General features: G+C 28.8%; 22 protein-coding genes and 1 riboswitch. Of the genes, 2 read left to right on the top strand and 20 right to left on the bottom strand.

Features of this window, described 5'->3' with window-relative positions:
- Positions 1 to 190: 190 nt before the first annotated feature.
- The gene (locus tag H8R92_RS08685) at positions 191 to 1942 is read left to right on the top strand and encodes an ATP-dependent metallopeptidase FtsH/Yme1/Tma family protein (protein WP_186835230.1); all 1752 of its coding nucleotides are present in this window, start codon (positions 191 to 193) and stop codon (positions 1940 to 1942) included.
- Positions 1943 to 1983: 41 nt separating this feature from the next.
- On the opposite strand, the gene H8R92_RS08690 is transcribed toward H8R92_RS08685, so the two are convergent.
- From H8R92_RS08690 to H8R92_RS08755, 14 genes are all read right to left on the bottom strand, one after another.
- Positions 1984 to 2667, bottom strand: a complete 684-nt coding sequence (locus H8R92_RS08690; RefSeq protein ID WP_186835231.1) for an N-acetylmuramoyl-L-alanine amidase family protein — start codon at positions 2665 to 2667, stop codon at positions 1984 to 1986.
- Between the two features lie 269 nt (positions 2668 to 2936).
- Positions 2937 to 3749, bottom strand: a complete 813-nt coding sequence (locus H8R92_RS08695) for a MetQ/NlpA family ABC transporter substrate-binding protein (RefSeq protein WP_186835232.1) — start codon at positions 3747 to 3749, stop codon at positions 2937 to 2939.
- 16 nt (positions 3750 to 3765) lie between these two features.
- Positions 3766 to 4404 (bottom strand): methionine ABC transporter permease, encoded by a 639-nt coding sequence (locus H8R92_RS08700; RefSeq protein ID WP_022212964.1) that lies wholly within the window; start codon positions 4402 to 4404, stop codon positions 3766 to 3768.
- The gene (locus H8R92_RS08705; protein ID WP_022212965.1) at positions 4404 to 5369 is read right to left on the bottom strand and encodes a methionine ABC transporter ATP-binding protein; all 966 of its coding nucleotides are present in this window, start codon (positions 5367 to 5369) and stop codon (positions 4404 to 4406) included. The genes H8R92_RS08700 and H8R92_RS08705 overlap by 1 nt, the downstream gene beginning before the upstream one ends.
- 94 nt (positions 5370 to 5463) lie before the next feature.
- Positions 5464 to 5669: riboswitch (SAM riboswitch) on the bottom strand.
- Positions 5670 to 5759: 90 nt separating this feature from the next.
- Complete coding sequence (locus H8R92_RS08710; RefSeq protein ID WP_022212966.1) at positions 5760 to 6188, bottom strand: RrF2 family transcriptional regulator; 429 nt, start codon at positions 6186 to 6188, stop codon at positions 5760 to 5762.
- A gap of 64 nt (positions 6189 to 6252) precedes the next feature.
- On the bottom strand, positions 6253 to 7626 hold the full coding sequence (locus tag H8R92_RS08715) for a cation:dicarboxylate symporter family transporter (protein WP_022212967.1): 1374 nt from the start codon (positions 7624 to 7626) through the stop codon (positions 6253 to 6255).
- A gap of 115 nt (positions 7627 to 7741) precedes the next feature.
- A complete protein-coding gene (gene ftsW, locus H8R92_RS08720; RefSeq protein ID WP_186835244.1) occupies positions 7742 to 8893 on the bottom strand; it encodes a putative lipid II flippase FtsW in 1152 nt (383 codons plus the stop codon).
- Between the two features lie 48 nt (positions 8894 to 8941).
- Entirely contained in the window at positions 8942 to 11158 is a 2217-nt protein-coding gene (locus H8R92_RS08725; protein WP_022212969.1) for a stage V sporulation protein D, read from the bottom strand.
- 129 nt (positions 11159 to 11287) lie between these two features.
- A complete protein-coding gene (locus tag H8R92_RS08730; RefSeq protein WP_186835233.1) occupies positions 11288 to 11938 on the bottom strand; it encodes an HAD family hydrolase in 651 nt (216 codons plus the stop codon).
- 147 nt (positions 11939 to 12085) lie between these two features.
- Entirely contained in the window at positions 12086 to 13033 is a 948-nt protein-coding gene (locus H8R92_RS08735; protein ID WP_022212971.1) for a siderophore ABC transporter substrate-binding protein, read from the bottom strand.
- 87 nt (positions 13034 to 13120) lie between these two features.
- Positions 13121 to 13876 (bottom strand): iron ABC transporter ATP-binding protein, encoded by a 756-nt coding sequence (locus H8R92_RS08740; protein WP_186835234.1) that lies wholly within the window; start codon positions 13874 to 13876, stop codon positions 13121 to 13123.
- Between the two features lie 37 nt (positions 13877 to 13913).
- Positions 13914 to 14882 carry an iron chelate uptake ABC transporter family permease subunit gene (locus tag H8R92_RS08745; RefSeq protein ID WP_186835235.1) on the bottom strand — a complete coding sequence of 323 codons (969 nt, stop codon included), beginning with the start codon at positions 14880 to 14882 and terminating at the stop codon, positions 13914 to 13916.
- Entirely contained in the window at positions 14882 to 15826 is a 945-nt protein-coding gene (locus H8R92_RS08750) for an ABC transporter permease (RefSeq protein WP_186835236.1), read from the bottom strand. Before H8R92_RS08750 ends, H8R92_RS08745 begins: the two co-directional genes overlap by 1 nt.
- Before the next feature lie 15 nt (positions 15827 to 15841).
- Entirely contained in the window at positions 15842 to 16357 is a 516-nt protein-coding gene (locus H8R92_RS08755) for a HAMP domain-containing protein (protein WP_186835237.1), read from the bottom strand.
- Here H8R92_RS08755 and H8R92_RS08760 point away from each other — a divergent pair.
- On the top strand, positions 16338 to 16535 hold the full coding sequence (locus H8R92_RS08760) for a hypothetical protein (protein ID WP_186835238.1): 198 nt from the start codon (positions 16338 to 16340) through the stop codon (positions 16533 to 16535). The genes H8R92_RS08755 and H8R92_RS08760 overlap by 20 nt on opposite strands.
- Positions 16536 to 16717: 182 nt before the next feature.
- On the opposite strand, the gene H8R92_RS08765 is transcribed toward H8R92_RS08760, so the two are convergent.
- The 6 genes from H8R92_RS08765 to H8R92_RS08790 form a co-directional block, all read right to left on the bottom strand.
- Positions 16718 to 17239 (bottom strand): phosphatase PAP2 family protein, encoded by a 522-nt coding sequence (locus H8R92_RS08765; protein ID WP_022212976.1) that lies wholly within the window; start codon positions 17237 to 17239, stop codon positions 16718 to 16720.
- Between the two features lie 120 nt (positions 17240 to 17359).
- Complete coding sequence (locus H8R92_RS08770) at positions 17360 to 17929, bottom strand: hypothetical protein (protein ID WP_186835239.1); 570 nt, start codon at positions 17927 to 17929, stop codon at positions 17360 to 17362.
- A gap of 166 nt (positions 17930 to 18095) precedes the next feature.
- Complete coding sequence (locus H8R92_RS08775) at positions 18096 to 19298, bottom strand: alanyl-tRNA editing protein (RefSeq protein WP_186835240.1); 1203 nt, start codon at positions 19296 to 19298, stop codon at positions 18096 to 18098.
- Positions 19279 to 20016, bottom strand: coding sequence for a DUF975 family protein (locus H8R92_RS08780; RefSeq protein ID WP_022212979.1), 738 nt, complete (start codon positions 20014 to 20016; stop codon positions 19279 to 19281). The genes H8R92_RS08775 and H8R92_RS08780 overlap by 20 nt, the downstream gene beginning before the upstream one ends.
- A gap of 120 nt (positions 20017 to 20136) precedes the next feature.
- Entirely contained in the window at positions 20137 to 20490 is a 354-nt protein-coding gene (locus H8R92_RS08785; protein ID WP_022212980.1) for an arsenate reductase family protein, read from the bottom strand.
- A gap of 150 nt (positions 20491 to 20640) precedes the next feature.
- Complete coding sequence (locus H8R92_RS08790) at positions 20641 to 20847, bottom strand: hypothetical protein (RefSeq protein ID WP_022212981.1); 207 nt, start codon at positions 20845 to 20847, stop codon at positions 20641 to 20643.
- Positions 20848 to 20945: the final 98 nt, after the last annotated feature.

A 20945-nucleotide genomic window follows, 5' to 3' on the forward strand; every position in this document is an offset into this window, starting at 1 on the left:
GTTATAATTTTCCACTTACCGAAACATATATAAAAAGTATACTTCATTTAAATAAATTTTTAAAGTTACTTCTAACCTCTAAACCTTTTCCAGTAATTTCATTGGTAAATAATATGTCTTTTATTAGACTTTTTATTTCTTAAGTCTATAATAAAATTAATTTAAGGTTATTTACAAAGGAGGACTATCATTGAAAAATAATAAATTTAAGATAATTTTAATCCCAATAATCACCGCTGTACTCTCTTTAATAGTGTTGGGCTTTTCCTCTTTATATCCCAAAACTAAAAATAGTAAAACTTATTCTAATTTTCTTGAAGATTTAAATAACGAGGAAATTTCACAGGTATCCTTTAATTCATCATCAAAGATTTTAGTTACTTTAAAAGATGGATACACTTACCTAACAGATAATCCTAATTCTGAAAATTTTAAAGAAAATTTACTACTTAATAATATAGATGTTGTAGAAGAACCTGTTGTTCCTCTTAGCAAAACTATACCAGCAACTATTTTGATAATATCAATTTTCACCATAGTGTTTCTTAAAGTCAACAAAGGCTTTACGTCAAAATCATCCTTTGGTGAGTTAAATCTACAGGATTTTAGCAATAAAGATTTAAATAGCTATGACTTTAGTAAAGTAGCAGGAAATGCTGAAGCTAAAGAAAGTTTAAATGATATCGTAGACTTTTTGAAAACACCTGAAAAATATAGCTCTTATGGAGCAAAAATGCCTAAAGGAATTATTCTCTATGGCCCTCCTGGTACAGGGAAAACGCTTTTAGCAAAAGCTGTAGCTGGTGAAGCTGGTGTACCATTTTATGCTTTAAGCGGCTCAGACTTTATACAAGTTTATGCTGGTGTAGGAGCCAGTAGAATAAGAAGCCTATTTAAAAAAGCTAAATCTCATGGAAAAGCTGTTATTTTTATCGACGAAATCGATGCTATAGGTAAAACAAGATCTGGTGGAAATGCTTCTTCTACAGGTAATGATGAACGTGATCAGACTTTAAATGCACTACTTACTGAAATGTCAGGTTTTAATGATTCTGATGGAATAATTGTAATAGCTGCTACCAATAGGTTAGACACTTTAGATTCTGCTTTATTAAGACCTGGACGTTTTGATAGGCATGTGGAGGTATCACTTCCTGATTTGAAAGCACGTGAACAAATATTAAAGCTTTACCTAAAAAATAAACCTCATGAAACAATAAATATAGAAAGCCTAGCTAAGAAAACAGCTTATTTTTCTGGTGCCAAACTAGAAAGTTTAATAAACGAAGCTGCCATTCTAGCTGCTAAACGAAATAAAGGCTCCATTACTTCTAATGAAATAAATGATGCTTTCTCCCTTGTACTAGCTGGAGCTAACAAGAAAGAACGTTCACATTTGAAGAAGGAAGATTTATTATTAACAGCATATCATGAAGCAGGTCATGCACTAGTATCGTTAATTGTACTACCTGAAGAAACTATCTCAAAGATAAGTATAATCCCTACTACTAAAGGTGCTGGTGGCTATACAATCACCATTCCTCAAGATAGCAGCTATCAACGAATTAATTATTTAAAATCAAAAATCATGGTTCTTTTAGGTGGTAGAGCTTCTGAGGAACTTATTTTTAATAAAAGTCAGATTTCAACTGGTGCTCAAGGAGATTTAGGGCAAGTAACTGATATTGCCATTGCTATGATTGCTGAATATGGTATGGGTGAAAGTTTAGGGCTATTAAAAATATCCAACCTAGGTAATCTTACATCAGGCTATGGTAATATAATTGTGGAAGAAGCAAAACTTCTTATAAATAATTTATATAAGGAGACTATAGATTTATTAAATAATAATAAATCATCTCTTGATAAGCTAGCTCTTCTACTTTTAGAAAATGAAACTCTTCATGAAGAAGAAATTGAAAACTTTAAGAATACTATTTAAAAGGAATTCCTCCAGGAATTCCTTCATTAATTTTCTATTATTTAATTTCCTTCATAGGGTACTACATAAGCATCTTTTACACCATCTTCATTAAGTTGTAAAACTTTATCCATTGCTGAATCATAATCCTTATAATATCCTACACATACTCTATAGGCTCTTTTCTGCATTTTTTTAGGAACCATTCTTTCACTGCTTAAAAGCACCTTATCCTTATATGCTAAGCATGCTTTAGCCACCATATAACCATATTTTTTACTATCAAAATTCTCCATAACTTTAATATTGCTAATGTACTCACCATAAACAATTACTGCATTGCAATTAATATCCTTATATAAATTACTTTCATTTATTACTCCACAATCTGCTGTATTTAACTCACTTTGTATTTCACACTTTATAAGTTGTGCTAAATATTCCATATCACCTGTTCTATTTACATAAGCTACTTTTACACCTTTTATGTTTATATCATCACTACTGTTCATGCGAAAAATAACTAATATTTCTATTTCACTATCTTTTATTATACCCTTTCTCTTACTGGCACTTATATACTCATCCATTTCCCTTGTAATTATAGTTTTTTCCCCATTTCTCTCCAAATGCCTTTGAGCCTCTAATACTGCTTCTAATGCAATAGTACTCTCCCTTTCGCCATATGCTCCTATGTGTCCTATTTCAGCTCCTCCACCAAATGGATATAATCCCCATAATGACATAACTTTATCTCCTTATACAAAAAAATCTCATTATACTATATTTTATTTTATATAATCTTGTGTCATTTTAGCTAAGAAAATATACTGATGTAAATATTTAAACACAAATTAAAACAGCATGTTTTGCATGCTGTTTACATATACGTTTCCCTATATTTATTACTGTTTTTTATTTTTCTAAACCATCTTTTTTCCATTGATGATTAGCATATTTCTTATTAATCCTCCTTAATTTTAGCCCCTTTAGGAGGAAATATAAAATTTCTTATTTAGAATACTGGTACTACTGCACCTTTATATTGCTTTTCTATAAATGTTCTAACATCATCTGAAGTTAACACTTCTATTAAATCTTTAATTTTTTCACTACTTTCATTTCCTTCTTTAATAGCTAATACATTTCTTCTAGCTTTCATTTCTTGTGAATTTTCATCTTCAACAAATAAAGCATCCTTTGTTACATCTAAATCAGCATCTAAAGCATAGTTTCCATTAATAACTGCTATATCAATATCATCAAGTGCTCTAGGTAACTGAGCTGCTTCTAATTCTTTAAATTGTAAATTCTTTGGATTTTCAGTTATATCTGCCACCGTAATAAGCTCTCCATCTTTAACCTTTATAAGTCCTGCTGAAACTAATACATTAAGTGCTCTAGCCTCATTACTTGGATCATTAGGTATCGCTACTGTTGCACCATCTTCTATATCATCAATACTTTTATATTTATATGAATATGCGCCCATTGGCTCCACATGTATTTCTGATGCACTTACTAGATGAGTACCATTTTTTTTATTAAATTCTTCTAAATAAGCTAAAGTTTGAAAATAGTTAGCATCTAATGCACCATCTTCTAATGATGTATTTGGTTGAACATAATCTGAAAATTCCACAATTTCTACTGTGTATCCCTTTTCCTCTAATGCTGGTATTACATGCTCAACAATTTCCCTATGCGGTACTGGTGTTACTCCTATTTTTATAGTCTTATCATCTGCTGTATTTTTGCTGCCACACCCAATTAACCCCATTGTTAAAACACCTGCTAGTGCTAGTGATAAAATTGATTTTTTCTTCATATTAATTCCCCCTAAATTATTTGTTTAACTTTTTATATAAATAATTACCTAGCATTTGTAACGCTTGTACTATTATTATCAATATTATTACTGTTATAATCATCACATCTTTTTGGAATCTTTGATAACCATAGCTAACCGCTAAATAACCAAGTCCTCCCCCACCAACTGTTCCTGCCATTGCTGAATACCCTATAATGCTAATAATTGTAAGAGTAAGTCCTGACACTATAGAAGGCACTGCTTCTTTTAACATAACCTTAAAAATAATTTGAAAATCTGATGCTCCAAAAGATTTTGCTGCTTCAATAACTCCTTTATCTACTTCTCTAAGTGATGATTCGATAATTCTTGCTACAAAAGGTGCTGCAGCAAAGGTTAATGGAACAATGGCTGCTTCTTTGCCAATGGAAGTTCCCACTATAGCTCTAGTTAACGGAATTATAAATACCATCAAAATAATAAATGGAAAACTTCTTAATATGTTTATTATCACATCAAGGATTTTATAGACAACCTTATTAGGCCTTAAACCATCTTCTGCTGAAATTGTCAATATTACAGCTAAGATAAAACCAAAAATCACTGAGAATATTGTTGAATAAAATGTCATAAATACTGTTTCATTAAATGCTTTTAATATTATATCAGCCATTACTTTAGCACCTCCAAAATAATATCTTTATCTTCTAAGTATGATAAAACCATATCTTTTTGACTTTTATCAATATTAATTACCAAACTTCCTAATACATCCTCCCTGAATTTTTCAAGTTTTCCTCCAACTATAGAAAAATCTATTTCTAGTTCTCTTGCCATCCTAGTTATAATTGCACTTTCAGAACATTTGCTTGGAAATAAAATTCTTATATTTACTCCACTTGTTGGTAATGTATCATTTTCTTCTTCACCTAAAAATTTCTTTATGGATATTCCTGGTTTTAAGAATACTTCTTCCACAGCACCTTTAGCAACCAATATTCCATCTTCAAGTAACGCTACCTTTTCACATATCTCTTTTACAACTTCCATTTGATGAGTAACCACTACAATGGTTATTCCTAACTCTTTATTTATCTTGTTTAATAAAGCTAAAATATCTTTTGTTGTTTTAGGGTCTAAAGCTGATGTAGCTTCATCACATAAAAGAATTTTAGGATTTAAAGCAAGGGCTCTAGCTATAGCTACTCTCTGCTTTTGTCCACCACTTAATTGCCCTGGTTTACTATTTACCTTATCTTCTAAATCAACTAATTTTAGTAGCTCCAACACTCTGTCTTTAATCTTATCTTTATCATAGTTCCATACTTCTAAAGGTAATGCTATATTTTTATAGACAGTCTTTCGATTTAGCAAATTAAAGTTTTGAAAGATCATTCCTAAGTCTTTTCTAAAGGCTCTTAATTCATTTTTATTTAAATTTTTAATTTCCTTGCCCATAACATTTACTGAGCCATCATCATAGCTCTCTAAACCATTTATACATCTAAGCAAGGTTGATTTACCAGCTCCACTGTGCCCTATAAGCCCATAAATTTCACCTTCATTTATCTCAATTGAAATATCCTTTAACACCTCTACATGACCAAAATTCTTCTTTACGCTCGTTAATTTAATCATAGTTATCCCCACCTATCGTCTACTTTACTTACTGTAAAACAAAAAAACGTACTGGAGAATAAATCCAGCACGTTAAAAACATTACTCATTCATTCTCTCATCTATCAGCTAAAAGCTGCAGGAATTAGCACCACAAATTCAATTGATACTTAATTATAAAAATTCTCTTAAGTTTCTATAAAATACGATTGTAAAAAAGTCCCTTAAGACTTTTATACATAATCATAAACTTTTAATTCTCAATTAAAAATAGGTTGCTGGGTTTCACAGGGCCAGTCCCTCCACCACTCTTGATAAGATTCGATATTTAATTTTCATAAAACTTTATGCTTAAATGATAAATTATTTAAACATATATGTCAATATTTTTTTATATTTTTTATAGCAAGCTTAAATATAATACATTATGGCAATTTTTCCTTCTATATAGTCTTTTACTAGCGCCTCTAAAGTTACTGAATCGAAGTATTCCTCTATTTGCCTATTAATATTATTCCAAATATTCTTCTGCATAAAACATTCTATATCATTTCTCTCTTCACTGGGAGATACTATTTTCAAATCTCCTTCTAAAATATTTAAAATTTCACCTACAGTTATATCTGCTGCAGTTCTAGCTAAAAAATATCCACCTTGTGCTCCTTTTTTAGATGTTATTATACCACCTTTTCTAAGTATAGAAAAAATTTGTTCTAAATACCTTTCAGAAATATTCTGCCTTTTCGAAACACTTTTTAGCGTAACAGCTTCACTTCCTGAATACAAACAAATATCCATTAAAGCTACTAATCCGTATTTTCCTTTACTTGAAATTATCATTTAAAATCACCATTCCTATAGTAAAAGCCCTTGTAATATAAATTACAAAGACTTTTGATTCTAATTATTCATTAAATTTATCTTTATCTATATCACCAAATGAATTTGCTACAGTTACAGCTGTAACCATAGTACCATTTACATTAAGCATTGTTCTTCCCATATCTAATATAGGATCAATTGCTATTATTCCTCCTAATAGAGGGAAGTATGATCCCATTCCCATACCAGATATAACTACTGATACTGCCATAGTAGCTGTTCCTGGAAGTCCAGCTATTCCTAAAGAACTTATTACTATAATAACTAATAACATTCCATAGAAACTAAAATCCATTGGTGTTCCTGACATATTAGCTACGGTAATTGCCATTAGAGCTGGATATATTGCTGCACAACCATTCATTCCTGCATTCGATCCCAAACTTCCTACAAAGCTAGCAACACCATTATCAACTCCTGCTTTTTCTGTTAAAGTTTCAATTGTTACTGGAAGAGTACCTAAACTTGATCTTGACGTAAAAGCTAATATTAAAGGCTCCATAACATTTTTTACATATTTAATTGGATTTAATCCATTTAAAGCTATAATAATTAAATGAATTATAAACATTATAGCCACACTTACATATAAGGCAATAATGAAATCAACTACTCCTAAAATTGCACTTACACCTCTAGCTGCTATTGTATTTGCTAATAAAGCTACTACAGCATATGGCATAAATTTAATTACTGTCATTGCCACACTTGTTATTATTTTATAAGATGCTTCAACTAAATCCCAAGCTGGTTTAATAACATCACTATATTTTTTATTTAATCTCTTCATAGAAGTTCCTATAAATGCTGCAAAGATAACAACTGCAACTATATTCCCTTCAGCCATTGCTTGTACTGGATTAGAAGGCAATAATCCTCTTATGGTATCCACTATAGAAGTTATTTCTCTAATATCTGTATTAGATGTTGCTACTACTTCTCCCACTCCTAAGTTAAATAAATTTCCTACAACTAATCCTACTATTGTAGCAAGGGTTGTTGTTCCTAATAAAACTAATAATGATTTTGATGTAAGCTTCCCTAAATTTACACCATCTTTCATGTTTATAATAACTCTTATTATAGATACAAATATTAAAGGTACAACTAGCATCTTTAAAAGATCCATAAATCCATTACCAACTAGTCCATACCATTTGCTAACTTCCTCAATCCATCTTACTGAAGACGGCTTTTCTGGAAATCCCGCTACTAACTGAATAATAAATCCTAACACAAGACCTATACCCATAGCAGAAATCATCCTTGTAGAGAATTTAATCTTCTTCTTCTCCATTTTCCTAACTAAAATAAATATTGCCACTAAAATCGCAATAAATGCTATGGTTTTTATATCAGTTATAAATAAAAATTCACTTAAAAACGTACTTTCCATATTCTCCTCCATCATTTCTTAGTATTCCTACCGTTTTAGTATATTTTATATAATATATTATTGTCAATATAAAAAAACTGTAGTATGGCAATATTATTTGCCTTACTACAGTTTTTTATGCCAATTCATTTTTTTCTAAACTCTTACTTACTTTCGATATATTAAGTAGTATACCCATTGCTGCCATAATAAACACCATAGAAGTACCTCCATAGCTTATGAAAGGCATTGGAATTCCTGTAACTGGCATACTACCAGTTACAACTGCAACATTTATTATAAGCTGTATTGCCACAACTGATATTATCCCGGTGGATAAAAGTCTACCATACATATCTTTTGCTTTAATTGCTACATTAATACCAGCAGCAATTAATACAATAAATAATGCTATTATCAGCATACCACCTAAAAATCCTGTCTCCTCAACTATAATTGAAAAAATAAAATCATTATATGGTTCTGGAATATATAGTGCTTTTTGCTTAGATTGACCTAACCCCACACCAAAAAATCCACCTGATCCTATGGCATATAAAGAGTGTATAAGTTGGTACCCAACATCAGTTGCATCTTGCCAAGGGTCAAGAAAGTTTAAAAATCTAGCTCTTCTAAATGATGTACTAAATATAAAACCTATAGCTCCTATTACTCCCATTACACCAACAGTAAATACATGACTAAACTTTCCTCCTGCCACATAAATCATTATAAGTGTCACTGCCATTATTATTATGGTAACACTTAAACTATTTTGTAACAATACTAACCCTGCCATAAATGCTCCTACACCCAAATAGACTAATACTCCAGATTTAAAGTCTACTATTTTACTTTTTCTCTTATCCATTAATGTTGCTAATGCTATAACAATAGCATATTTAGATAACTCTGAAGGTTGTATTGATAGTGGTCCTAAATGTATCCATCTTGTAGCTCCTTTTATATTAGGAACTAAGCTAGTAAATCCTAGCTTTGCTCCTACCATAACACCTAACAAAAGTAGAAAAACACTTATATATATTGGTTTGGCTAATTTTTTATAATAATGATAATTAAAATTCATAGTGATATACATTGAAACAAATCCTATAATTGTCCATAAAATTTGCTTTTTAACAATTTTATATCTATCGCCATTATATTCAAAATATGCTGAATAGGAACTTGATGAAAATATCATTATAAAACCAATTGCCACTAAAACAACTATTGTCCAGAATATTACTAAATCACCAATACCCTTCTTGCTTTTTTTTCTGCTTATTTTCTTACTTCTTTTTTTAGCTTTCTTCTCCTTCACTTATTTCCTCCACTAATATTCAGATTCTTCCTTAAATACTAATTTCACTTTTGTACCACTACTTATTAATTCTCCGCTAGAAATACTCTGCTCAACAACTTTTCCACTTCCTTCATATTCATATTGAAGTCCTAAATTATCTAAAAGGTTAATGGCAAATTCCACTGTTGTTCCAGCAAGATCTGGCATAATTATTTTATTGTCTATTGAAGATTTAGCAGATGCTGTTAATTTTATCTTTGAACCAGCTTTTACAGTAGTTCCTGGATATGGGTTTATAGAAACAATAGTATTTCCCTCTCCCTCAACTTCACATCCTAAATCATTTTCTTCTAAAATAGTTTTAGCCTCTTCTACTGATTTTCCTCTTATTTCAGGTATAACTACATCTTTTGAAATTGAGTAACTAGCTTTACCTGTTGGAGACTCAATATATGAGAATATATAAGAAAATAATTTTTTCATCAGTGGTGATGCTACTTGTCCACCATAATACACACCTGTACTTGGCTCATCAACTGATATATATACCGTTAATTGAGGATCATCTACTGGTGTCATTGCAACCATTGATGCAATATATTTATCAGCTGAATATGCTCCTGTAGTTGGATCAACCTTTTGAGCTGTTCCTGTTTTTCCTCCAATATCGTATCCTTGGACAAAAGTCCCTGCTCCAGCATCTTGTGTAGCAGTCCTTTCAAGATACTCTCTTAAAGTTGCGCATGTTTTCTCTGAAAGCACATTTTCTGTACTCTTTCCTTCTATTGTCTTATCAACAATAGTATTTCCATTAGAATCTTTATGAGTTATTTCTTTTACAATATGAGGCTGTATTAAAGTTCCACCATTAGCAACTGCATTAACTGCTGTTAAAAGCTGAAGAGCATTTAATGTATTAGTTTGTCCAAATGCTATTGTTGCTAAATCAATATCACTGATACTATTGGTACTTTTCACAATACCTTCTGCTTCACCTGGTAAATCTATTCCTGTAATACTCCCAAAACCTAATTTTTTAATATACTCATTTAACTTTTCAGCACCTAATCTTGCACCTAATTCCATAAATCCAACATTACATGAATTTTTAAGTATTTCTGCTGCTGTTTGTGCACCATGCCCTGACAAGTTCCAACAATGAACCTGAACATCTCCAAAGGTCTTACTTCCATTACAAACAAACACATCATCATCATGAATTAATCCTTCTTCCATAGCAGCAGCCATGGTAATTATTTTAAATGTAGATCCTGGTTCATAAGTATCACTTACAATAGAATTTCTCCACATATTTTGAATTTTATCATTTTCAGTGTCTCCTTCAAAGTTTTCATATTCTTCATATGGGCTATTGGGATCATATCCTGGTGCATTTGCCATAGCTAATATTTCTCCATTATTAGGATTCATTATTGTTATGGATACTCGCTTTGCTTTATGTGTTTCAAGGCCTTCTTTAGCTACAAGTTCTGCATAATATTGAAGATTTTCATCAATGGTAGTAACAATGTCCTTCCCATTTATTGCATTAGTTTGTTTTCCACTTACAAATGGAAGATCATTAGAATAAGCATCAATACCTCCTATACGTATTCCTGATAGTCCACTTAAATAATCATCATATTGAAGCTCTAATCCTGTTAATCCTACACCTTCTGAATTGATTGTACCTAAAACTTGAGATAAATAATTACCATTAGGATAATATCTTTCTATTTCATCATAATAAACTAACCCAGCAATTTCTAAAGCTTTTACCTTATCTATAGCATCTTTTTCAAGTCCTTTAGATAAAATTATAAATTTATTTTCTTTATCACTGAGCTTTTTATAAATATTATCATAGGAAGTACCTATCGCTTCAGCTATATTGGCAGATACTTTCTCTATAGTGGTTTTTTCATCATCAACATATGCTCTTAATGTATCCATATCTACTTCAATTCTATAAACATTAGTTGATGTAACTAGAATAGAACCATTTCTATCTACTATATTACCTCTCATAGCCGTTAAATTCATTTCTGATTTCCATTCTGTTTCAGCTTTCTCTGCTAACTCTGAACCCTTTATAATAGTAAGATATAACATTCTTAAAAGTAAAACTACTATTACTACACCTATAGATATGCCTACAAGTATTAATCTATCAATGGACTGTTCATTGATTTTTTTTAACTCAAAAGGCTTTATTTTTTTCCTTTTTTTCTTTCTTAATTTATTCATTTTTCTACCTCTATAATATTAATAAAAAATTATACATTATTGTTTACCCTTTATTTTTAATAAAAATTGTTTATAATCTACATTTTTATTTACTACTGTTATATTAATGTACCTACCTTAACTTTAATACTATTTGATAATTTCACTTAATAATTCTTCTGAAGTATATACTATTTTATTTGCCCCAGCAGCAGATAATTCTCTAGCACCTCTAAATCCCCACGCAACACCAATGGAAAAAAGACCGGCATTTTTTCCTGTAAACATATCAACATCGGAATCTCCAATATAAACTGCTTCTTCTTTTTTACATTTAAAATGATTTAATGTCTCTATTACAGTTGTTGGATCTGGCTTTGCCAAGTATCCTTCTCTCTTTCCAAAAACTATATCAAAAGATTTACCAAAATATCTTTCTACTATTTCAACTGCAAATTCATGTGGTTTATTGGAAACAACTGCTGTTTTTATTCCTGTTTCTTTTAAAGCTATTAATAATTCTTCTATACCATCATATGGCTTAGTAAAATCACTCTTATGCTTTTCATAGTATTTTTTAAATTCTGTTAAAACTTTATCTACCGTTTCACCATCTTTTTTATCCATTGGCAATGCTCTTTCCACTAGCTTATATACTCCATTTCCAAGAAAATATTTATATTCATCAATTTGATGTTCTGAAAAGCCATGCGACCTTAAGGCAAAATTACAAGCATCAGCCAAATCTTTCAAAGTGTTTAATAACGTCCCATCTAAATCAAAAATTGCTACCTTATACATTAGATCACCTTTTATATAATATTTTTCTATTCATTATCTCATAAATATTTAAATAAATCTATAACTCAACAAATGTAATTTTTACATATATATCTTTATATTATAAAAAGTCTTTGCTATTAATTGCAAAGACTTTTTGTATTTATATTATGCTTTTACTGCTGATAAAACTTCTTCTATCATATTTAAAGTTGAAGTATATCCACCTGATACTGTATACCAGTTAACTGAATTTAAATACACTATATTTCCATTTTTATAAGCATCTGTTTGTTTTGTTAATTCATTTTCAATAATTGACTGAGCTGTTATGTCTTTAGAACCTGTAATTGAATTTCTGTCAATTACAAATATATATCCTGGATTTTTTTCAACTAAATATTCAAATGTAACTTCTTGTCCATGTGTAGAGTCATCAATATTTTCATCTGCTGCTTTAATTCCTAATTCATTGTGAATAAGTGCAAATCTTGATTTTGCACCATAAGCACTGATATTTCTTCCATTAACCATTATTATTGATGCATTAATATCTTTCTTTGCTATTTCAGCATTCGCTTCTTTAACTTTTTGTGCTACTTCTTCAATTATTTCTGTAGCTTTTTCTTCTTTATCAAATATATCACCAAACATTGTTGCCGTTTTATTAAAACTATTTATATAATCTGCACCATCACTTTCTACATATACAGTTGGTGCTATTTCAGAAAATTCTTCATAATAATCAGACATTCTTCCAGCCATTACAATTAAGTCTGGATTTAATTCATTAATGGCCTCTAAATCTGGTTCTTTTACACTACCAACATTAGTATATTGTTCTCCTGAAAACTCTTCTAAATATTCAGGTAAAGTTCCTGATTTAGGTAAACCAACTATATTTACATCCATTTCACTAAGTACGTCTAATGCTCCAAAGTCTAATACTACTACATTTTTAGGTGCTTCATTTAAAACAGTAGTTCCTAATTTATGTGTAACCTCTATAGCTCCTTCACTATATTTACTTTCTACTTTATTCCCCTTAAGTAAATATGCTCCTCCAGCTATTACTACAGCCGCTGCTGCAACTATTGCTAAAACTTTTTTATTCATTATTATTCCTCCTAAAATTAACTTTAATATTTTATAATGAATTTCATTATCAATAAATTCTTTTAAAAAATAAGCAAGGCTTATTTTTTAGAAATAAATACATATTTTTTTATCTTCAATATCTTGTATTTTAAATTCTGTATTATATAAATCTTCTAATACTTCATTATTAATGATGGATAAAGTTTCACCTTGCTTATACATTTTTCCATTTTTTAAAGCTACAATTATATCTGAATAGCATGATGCAAAATTAATATCATGTAACACAGTAACTACTGTTTTTCCTAAATCATCTACAAGCCCTCTAATAACCTTCATCATTTGTACACAATGCTTCATATCTAAATTATTTAATGGTTCATCTAGAAATATATATTCTGTGTCTTGTGCAATTACCATTGCTATATACGCCCTTTGTTTTTGTCCACCACTTAACTCATCTAAATATCTATGCTCAATATCTTCAAGCTGCATATATTTAATGGCTTTATCTATAAACTCATTATCTACTTCTGTTATATTACCTTGAGAATGTGGAAATCTTCCAAACTCAACAAGTTCTCTTATTGTTAAACGTAAATTAACATCATTTGCTTGTTTTAATATTGAAATTCTTTTTGAAAGTTCTCTATTATCCCATTTAGATAATTCAACATCATCTATAATAACTTGTCCTTCATCCATATCCATTAATCTTGTTATCATTGATAAAACCGTACTTTTACCTGCACCATTTGGTCCAATTAACGAAATCATCTTTCCCTTTTCTATGTTTAAAGATACATTATCAACTACTTTTGTATTGCCATATTTTTTAGTTAAATTTCTTACTTCTATCATAGCGATTCTCCCTTACTTTAAAAATTTTTCTTATTCTCTAAAGTTTTGATTCTTTAAGCAATAGATATAAGAAATATAATCCTCCTATAAAGTTTATTATTACTCCTAATGTTGTAGTGAATTTAAATATTCTTTCAACAAATATAAGTCCAACTATTATGCTACAAACACTTATTAATATTGAAGTAATAATTAAATATTTATGTTTAAAACTTTTCACTATTTGATATGTTACATTTACAACTATAAGTCCTAAGAATGTTAATGGTCCTACTAATGCTGTAGACATTGCTGTCATAACAGCAACTACTATTAAAAGCTTTTTCATAACTTTATCATAGTTTACCCCTAAATTTATTGCTTGTTCTTTTCCCAATGCCATCACATCAAGTAGTTTTAATTCATCATATATAAAAGGAAGTATACATAAAATTATCAGAATACATAAAATAATTATATCAGTATTTACATTATTAAAACTTGCTATAAGCTTACTTTGTAATGTTAAATACTCATTAGGATCAATAATCACTTGCATAAATGATGTAAGACTGCTAAAAAATGTTCCCAATATTAATCCCACTAATAATAAATGCATTATTCCATTATTATTTCTTCCAAAAACAAACTTATATAGTAAAGTTGAAATAATCAACATTCCTATTAACGATAAAATAAAATTTAAATTTTTATTGGTCATTACAACGCTTGTACTACCAAATGCAAAAACAACTATGGTTTGTATAAAGCTATATACTGAGTCTAACCCCAATACACTAGGTGTCAAAATTCTATTATTGCATATTGTCTGAAATATGATTGATGAAAATGCAATTGCTCCACCACTTAAAGATATTGCTATGAGCTTTGGAATTCTTTTTGATAAAAGATAATCCATATTATTTTTATTCATACCAATAACAACAAAAACTATAGATGCTATTATTGTAAGTATTAATAATACAATTATCTGATTTTTTGCTTTTTTGTCCCTGCTAATTTGCATTATTTTTTCCTCCTCATAACTAAGTATAAGAACATCGCACTACCTATAACTCCTACAGTAAGTCCAATTGAAACTTCATATGGAGCAATAATAAATCTTCCAATTATGTCACATAGAAGTACAAAACTTCCTCCAAAAAGGCATGTCTCAACTAGCGAATTTTTTAGATTGTCTCCTTTAGATATACTTACTAGATTAGGAACAATAAGTCCTAAGAAAGGAATATTACCAACCATAACTAACGTTAGTGCTGATACTGCTGAAACTAATATCAATCCTATATTTACTATTCTTTCATGATTTAAGCCTAAATTGGTAGCAAAACTCTCTCCCATTCCTGCAATTGTAAACTTGTTTGCATATATAAAAGCTAATATAATTGCTGGTATACATAAATAAAGCAACTCATAATTTCCCTTCATTACAGTAGAAAAGCTTCCTTGAAACCATGCATTTAATGATTGATTCATATCTTTATAGTAAGATATAAATGATGTTATGGAGCTAACAAGATTTCCAAACATCATACCTACTAAAGGTACAAAGATTATATTCTTTACTTTTAACTTTTTTAATATGGTCATAAATATTAAAGATCCTAATAATGCAAAGACAAATGAAAAAATAGCTTTTGATATTACTCCTGCCTTTGGCATAAATAACATAGCAAACATCAAGCCCATTTTAGCTGAATCCATAGTCCCTGCCGTTGTAGGTGATGTAAACTTATTTCTACTTATCTGCTGCATTATAAGACCACTTATACTTAGTCCCATACCAGCAATTATTATACTGATAAGCCTTGGCAATCTACTTATTAAAATTATCTGCACCTTACTGCTGTCACCAGCTAATATGTCTTTAATACTTATATTGCTTACTCCTATAAACAACGAAATAAACGATAATATTACTAAAGCTATTGCTAAATATCTTTTTTTCATTTTATCCTCCGCATTTTATTTATATATATATTGATAATCATTATCATCTACTTCAGTATAATACAATATCATAGTATTTTTGTCAACATTATTTTTACAAAAACATAAAAAACAACCATTTTTTCTAATAATGGCTGCTTTTTGGAATTCTATCGAAAACTCTACAGAATTTTCTTTTGAATTCATATTATATTTAATATTTTTATCAAAAATAGTTTTTACTATATATAAACCAAGCCCTGTTCCACCAGTCTTTCTATTTCTCGATTTATCAACTCTATAAAAAGCATCAAATACTTTTTTAAGTTCAGCTTCTTCAATAGTTACCCCTGTGTTTTCCACAGTAATTTTGTGAAGTTGTCCTTTTATTATTATATTTTCTCCATTTGGCGTATGAGTAATTTCATCTTGACCGTCAACTTCGATATAATTATCAAAATCAAGTTTTGCCATTTTCTTAGCTGCTTCATTTATTTTTATAAGTGGCTTACTGATAGCTCTTGAATAATATGTGGATATTACCAATGCCATCACAAGTCCCACCAATATTGCAAATAGTAAAAATAAAGATACTATTGTTGTTGCTTCATCTATTGGTTTTACAGATACATGTACCCTTAAAACACAATACTTATCTAAGCTTTTAATATATAACTCATTGACAATATTATCAGCTAAATTTATGATAATAATTATATTACCTCATTAAAAATTATCCTGTTTTCATATATGAAAATTGGATATGGAAAATATCTTTATCCTAAAGAGACTCTTGATGAAATCAAAGAATTTTTTACCAATGAATTTAATGATCTTTTCCCCAATAAGCTTGTTAAATATATAATTTAAAAAAATAGGAACATATTAAGGTAAACCTTAATATATTCCTATTTAACTAAACATAGTGACTATTATTGTTCCTGAAAAAACTCCCAGTATTATTCCACCTATAACATCAGATAAATAATGAACTCGTAAATATAATCTTGAAAAAGATATTAAAACAGCTATAGCAACTATTAAAGATGTAAGTCTCATATCAGTTCTTATAAATACAGTAGCTGCTGCAAAAGAAGATGCTGTATGACCTGAAGGAAAAGAGTATGTTCCTGGATGAGGAATCAATAATTTTGCTATTTTATTTTTTATAAATGGTCTCCTTCTCTTTACTATATGTTTAATTATTCCTTCACCTAATATAGACGCTAATACTATAGCCAATAATAGCATAATGGCTACATTAGTATACTTCTTTCTACTAAACAAGAAAAAAGAAATTATAATCCATATAATACCTAAATCGCCACTTAAAGTAATTGCTATCATTAATTTATCTAGAAATTTGTTCTTATTATAGATAAATCCTATGATTTTTTCGCCAAAAGCATCTATCTTATAAATTAAATCTTTCATTTATACTCTCCTGATAAATATACATATATATTTTTACCAAATATGCTGAAAGTATACTATAATTATAAACTAAACAGAAAAGTTGAAAAATTCAACTTTTCTATTTAAAAGAATATATGACTATCTGCATTGAAACATATTATACATATACATTATCCTTCTTCTAAATTCTTGCTGTGCTTTCATATACCCCATCCTATATCCTACCTGCATGCCCTTTTTATATTCCATACAAGGCCTCTTCCTTGGTTTTTTATGGTGCTTCTTTGGCTTACATTCATAATTATCTAAGCAATTTTCTTTATTATAATAATTATAATTTTCTTCTACATTACATTTCTCTTCTATATTATATTTTTCTTCTGCATTACATTTTTCTTCTATATTATATCTTTCTTCTGCATTACATTTTTCTTCTACATTACATTTACACTGCTCAATACAAGGCTCTTCTTCATAACACTCTTGAAAATTGCTTATAATGAATTCTGCATGATTATTACAACATCCTTTAGAATATGAAGTTTGATCTATATCTACACAATCAACATTATCATTGGTACTACAACATTGTATATCATCTTCACCAATTCTGCAATCAAATTTCCCACTGTCTTCAGCCTGTTCAAAACCTCTTACATCACATATATCTTCAAACTCTTCATATTCTCTTGGTTTCTCATAGTACATAATTATATCTCCTTTGTGATATATTTTTTATATTTTATTATATGAAAGTTAAAAATAAATGTTATTATTTGTTTCATTATGAAAATAAAATAGACAGTACTAAAATATATTAGTGCTATCTATTCATACTGATATTCAAAGTAATAAATCTAAGTATTAAATTTAATTATTTTAATTGTTTATTTATTTTCATCACTGCATATTCCATTGCAGATTTAAGATTGCTATTATTCTTTCCACCACCTTGGGCTTGATTGTGACTTCCACCACCTCTACCATCAATTAAACTTATAGCGTCTTTTAAAAGGTCATTCATAGAAACATCTTTAACTTGGGCAGAAGATTTAAATATCATATTAGCTTTATCATCTTGTACTAAAGCAAATAATACAATAGCTTTACTTCTTTCTGTAATTCTATCTGCTAATTTAATAAGATTTTTGATATCTGTATCTTTATATATATTTTTTATAATTAAAATATCCTTTATTTTTTCTGAACTTTCTAGCATTTCAATAATCTGATAATCCGATAACTTAATATTTAAGCTCTTATTTTCATCACTTAACTCTTTTATATGGTTTGATAAATTGTTAATAGTATTAATAACATCATCTTTTCCACAGCTTAGATATTTACAAATATCATTGCTAAAATTATCAACTTTCAAATAATCATTAAAAGCTCTATTTCCTACTAGATATTCAATTCTTGTATTTCCTTTATGCTTTTGCCATTTTTTTATTTTTATTATTCCTAAATCTAATGTTGAAGAAGGATGTACTCCACAACAAGCATTAATATCTAAATGACCAATTTTAACTATCCTTATCTCTTCATTAGTATTTGGTAAATCTCTTCTAATTTTAATTTTTTTCAATTCTGACTTTGTAGGCGTAAGCATTTCTACTTTAATATTTTCTCTAATGCAATCATTTGCTTTAATTTCTGCCTGCCTTATTTGTTCTTCTGTCAGTATTCCTTGAATATCTACCGTTGCAATTTCTTTTCCAACATGAACACTGACAGTATTAGCATTAAATAGCTGATAAAAACATCCTGATAAAACATGCTGTCCTAAATGATGCTGCATTCCATCTAATCTTCTTGCCCAATCTATGGAACATTTTACTCTATGTATTTTAATAAGTTTTTTCTCTAAAACATGATATACTTCCCCATTTTTTTCATATACATCTACTACTGGTATTTTTTCAATAAATCCTAAATCATTTTGCTGCCCGCCTCCGCCAGGAAAAAAAGCAGTTTCATTAAGCTTAACATGATATTTATCATCTATTTCTTCAATTGCTTCTACTTCAGCTACAAATTCCTTCTTATACTGATCTTCATAATATATTTTTCTCATGCTGCACCTCCACATTAATATTTTTTACTTCTTCATAGAAGTTTGCATTTGCAAGCATTGAATAAGGATTTACCCATAAAGTAGCTATACCTAAAGTAAATATTGAAAATATCCACCAACCAATAAAAGAGATTTGTAGTTTAAAATACTTAAATTTAAATCCCTTCATCATCTTTCTACTTTTCTTCATGCATTCAATTACTTTTATTTCTTGTTCTTCAACCATTATATAGTTAACTTGTGAATAAATTATATCAATAAAAAATAAAAAAATTGATATTGCTAATAAAATCATAAATATTAAAGTAATACTACTAACTGATAACTTTGTGCTCATTACATCTGCTGGTAATAAACCTTTTATAATTAAAATTGATATTAACATGATTAAAGATTGAAAAATAAATATTATTAAGCTCATGGTAAATACTTTTAAAAATATATTAAATTGTGAAAATAAATCTGATATCTTTGGTTCTTCTTTTCCTTGAACCATATTTAACAAAAACTTACATCTTCCTGCTTGTATTGGGGCAGAAATAAATAAGTACCCTATTGCAAATAGTAAAGAAAACAGTAATATATTATCATCTGTAATATCCAACATTACATTTACTATATTAAGTAAAATTGTCGAAAGTAATATTGTTCCAACCGCTAGTCCCATTCTATCCTTAAGCTGTCTTCTAGCTTTACTTCTTATGATGTAGTTTTCCATATAAATGTCTCCTTCCACTTAGTATTTTAACATATTACTGAAATATTGTATATTAATGCTAATATTATCTTACCTTTAATTTAAAATAGAACTGCCATATATACAGTTCTACTACTTCTTTTATATAATTTCTTTATAATTTTCTTCTTTAAATCCTACAAGCACTATATCTTCTGTAACTAATAGCGGTCTCTTTACTAGCATTCCATTAGTAGATAATATTTCAATCATCTCTTCCTTTGACATAGTCTTTATCTTATCTTTTAAATTCATTTCTCTGTATAAAACACCAGATGTATTAAAAAACTTTCTTGGTTCTAAACCACTTTTATCCATCCATAAAGATAATTCTTCCGCTGTTGGATTTTCTTCTACTATATTTCTATTAACAAATTCTACATTGTTTTCTTTTAAAAACTTTTCTGCCCTTTTGCATGTGCTGCACTTAGGGTAATTAACAAATATTTTGCTCATCTTCCTATGTCCCTTCTAAAAATGTAACTTTTACTATAGTCTATCAATTTTTTTTATGATAGTAAATATTTTTTAGCAAGTACTTTTTAATATTTATATTTCAAATAAGTTAATCCATAAATATTTTCTATAACTTTATGGATTAACTTATTAATTCATCTGCTCAATCTTAGATATTACATTCATAAAACCAAAGTTTTTAAAGAACTTTTCTACTGCTTCATGTTTATCCTTAGCATAAACATAACCTAATTCATCTTGAAAGTAAAAATCATTTATAATATCACCTACTGGATTACTCTTCTTCTTTTTGATACAATAATATACTTTAAACTTATGTTCTAAATTATTAATCATAAATATATAGATAAAATTTATCTATTTTTCACCTCACATAATATATTTTATAATTAATTATCGTAATATTATCTATAAAACTTCATAAAATCAACATA

The sequence above is a fragment of the Clostridium lentum genome, assembly GCF_014287815.1.
GTDB lineage: Bacteria > Bacillota > Clostridia > Clostridiales > Clostridiaceae > Clostridium > Clostridium lentum.